The sequence below is a fragment of the Leisingera sp. F5 genome (assembly GCF_001593695.1).
The window spans coordinates 1-2,129 of sequence record NZ_LUKH01000555.1 but is presented as its reverse complement, the minus strand read 5'-3'; the positions used below and the strand labels follow the sequence as shown (position 1 = coordinate 2,129).

The 2,129-nt window shown below is 64.6% G+C and carries 3 protein-coding genes; 1 reads left to right on the top strand and 2 read right to left on the bottom strand.

Going from position 1 to position 2,129, the window contains the following annotated elements; all coding sequences use genetic code 11:
- Nucleotides 1–120: 120 nt before the first annotated feature.
- On the top strand, nucleotides 121–783 hold the full coding sequence (locus A2I95_RS33200) for a thiamine diphosphokinase (protein WP_291736679.1): 663 nt from the start codon (nucleotides 121–123) through the stop codon (nucleotides 781–783).
- Here A2I95_RS33200 and A2I95_RS33195 read toward each other — a convergent pair.
- Both A2I95_RS33195 and A2I95_RS33190 read right to left on the bottom strand, forming a co-directional pair.
- Nucleotides 770–1,684, bottom strand: a complete 915-nt coding sequence (locus A2I95_RS33195; RefSeq protein WP_027259613.1) for a DMT family transporter — start codon at nucleotides 1,682–1,684, stop codon at nucleotides 770–772. The genes A2I95_RS33200 and A2I95_RS33195 overlap by 14 nt on opposite strands.
- A 185-nt stretch (nucleotides 1,685–1,869) precedes the next feature.
- Nucleotides 1,870–2,129: L-serine ammonia-lyase, iron-sulfur-dependent, subunit alpha (locus A2I95_RS33190; protein WP_291736677.1), on the bottom strand; the 260-nt coding region annotated here is incomplete at its 5' end.

Sequence of the window (2,129 nt, the reverse complement as noted above, 5' to 3'; positions counted from 1 at the left end):
CATCAGTTGTCATTTACCATATTGGCTTGAAGGACCAATTTTGCTCGAATCCGTGCAATTGATCGTATCATTTTGTGTTCACATTGTGACTTGTTTCCGAAACTGCCAGGAATGCGCCCCATGAACCGTCTGATTGTTGATGTATCGGAACCAATCACCCTGGTTGGCGGCGGTGAGCTTGGATCCGGCGATCTGGAGGAGGCGCTGGCACTTGCGCCGGTGCTTGTGGCGGCCGATGGCGGGGCTGCTGCGGCACTGGCCGCGGGGCATGTGCCAAGCGCGGTGATCGGTGATTTCGACTCGCTGGCAGAGGATGCGCGCGCGCAGCTGCCGCCGGGCAACTTGTTTCCGGTGGCGGAGCAGGACAGCACCGATTTCGATAAGGCCTTGCGGTCTGTTGCAGCGCCGGTGGTGCTGGCGGTGGGGTTTCTGGGCGCGCGGGTGGATCATCAGCTGGCGGCGTTCAACACGCTGGTGCAGGGGCATGATACGCCGTGTGTGCTGATTGGCGGGACCGAGGTGATTTTCCACCTGACCCATGCAGTTGAACTGCCTGCGGAGGCGGGGGAGGTAATTTCGCTCTTTCCGATGCAGGCGGTGACGGGGCGGTCCGACGGGCTGGAGTGGCCCATTGACGGCCTGCAGATGTCGCCGATGGGGCGGATCGGCACGTCGAACCGGGCCTTGGGGCCGGTGCGGCTGATGCCGGAGGGGCCGGGGCTGCTGGCGATTGTGCCGCGGCGGCTGCTGCCGGATGTGATGGCTGCGGTCAGGCGGGGTTGATGCGTTCTTCAGTTTCAGAGGCCTTGCGCTCGCGCATCACTGCATAAAGGCCCGCGCTGATGGTCAGGAGGATGCCGAAGGCTGCCAGCATGTTCGGGAGTTCCGCAAAGATCAGCCAGCCGAAGAATACCGCCACCGGGATTTCCAGGTATTGCATCGAGGCAAGGGTGGAGGTGGGGGCAAAGCGCAGGCTCCAGGTCATCATCAGATGCGCCACGGTGCCAAGGGCGCCCGCGGCGGCCAGCAGGCTCCAGGTGTCTTGCGGCGGCGGGCTGGCGGAGAGGGCAGGCAGGCTGATGGCATCGCCGATCAGGAACACCGGCGCGAGCAGCACCGTGCCCATGGCGCCGGCCACGGCCTGCAGCGAGATCGGGTCAGTTTCCTTGGCGATCTTGCGGGTGACCAGCATAAAGAGGGCAAAGATCACCGCCACCAACAGCGGCCAGAGCGCGTTCCAGCCGACGGCGGCAAAGCTGGGCTGGATCACCAGCAGGGTGCCGGCGAAGCCGACAACGCAGGCGCCAAGGCGGCGCAGGCCGACCTGTTCCTTCAGCACGTATTTGCCAAGGAGCAGCATAAGGAAGGGCATCACAAAGGCAATCGCCACCGCGTCGGCCAAGGGCAGGTAGCGGAAGGCGGTGAACATCGCGGCGATGCCGCCCATTTGCAGCAGGGTCCGCAGGAACAGCAGCGGCGCCACCCGGCGCGACAGGCTGAGCGGCAGCCGCATGGCCAGCGCCAGGGGCAGCAGGAGTGCGGCCTGGGCGGCAAAACGGATGAAGACGATTTGTGCGACCGGCACCCGGTTGGTCAGCAGTTTGGCGATAGCGTCGCCAAGCGGGATCACCATGCAGAAACCCAGCATCAGGGCAATGCCGAGGAGGGGGCGGTCCTGTGTCATGGCGCCACGCTAGGCCTGCGAGATGTGCGGCGCAAGCGGGAGTTGCTGGCAAAAGACGGAACGCAGTGTCTGTTTGGGCCGTGTCGCGCAGCGGCACGGCCCGCGCCTGACCTTCCCCGCGGGAAGGCGCTTTTGCGCCCTCCCAAGGTCAGGCACGGGCCTTGTGTTGCGTTAGTTTACCCAATTCAGCAGTTCGGCACGTTCACCGCCAGGCCGCCGAGCGAGGTTTCCTTATACTTGTCATGCATGTCGGCGCCGGTCTGGCGCATGGTCTCGATGCAGGCATCCAGCGGCACAAAGTGCTGGCCGTCGCCGCGCAGAGCGAGGGATGCGGCGGAGACGGCCTTGATCGCTGCCAGGCCGTTGCGCTCAATGCAGGGGACCTGCACCAGGCCCTTCACCGGATCGCAGGTCATGCCGAGGTGATGCTCCAGTGCGATTTCGG

Bases quoted from the DNA above. Each gene is read 5' to 3' on its own strand.
- A2I95_RS33200 (WP_291736679.1), top strand. From the start codon at position 121: ATGAACCGTCTGATTGTTGATGTATCGGAACCAATCACCCTGGTTGGC.
- A2I95_RS33195 (WP_027259613.1), bottom strand. From the start codon at position 1,684: ATGACACAGGACCGCCCCCTCCTCGGCATTGCCCTGATGCTGGGTTTC.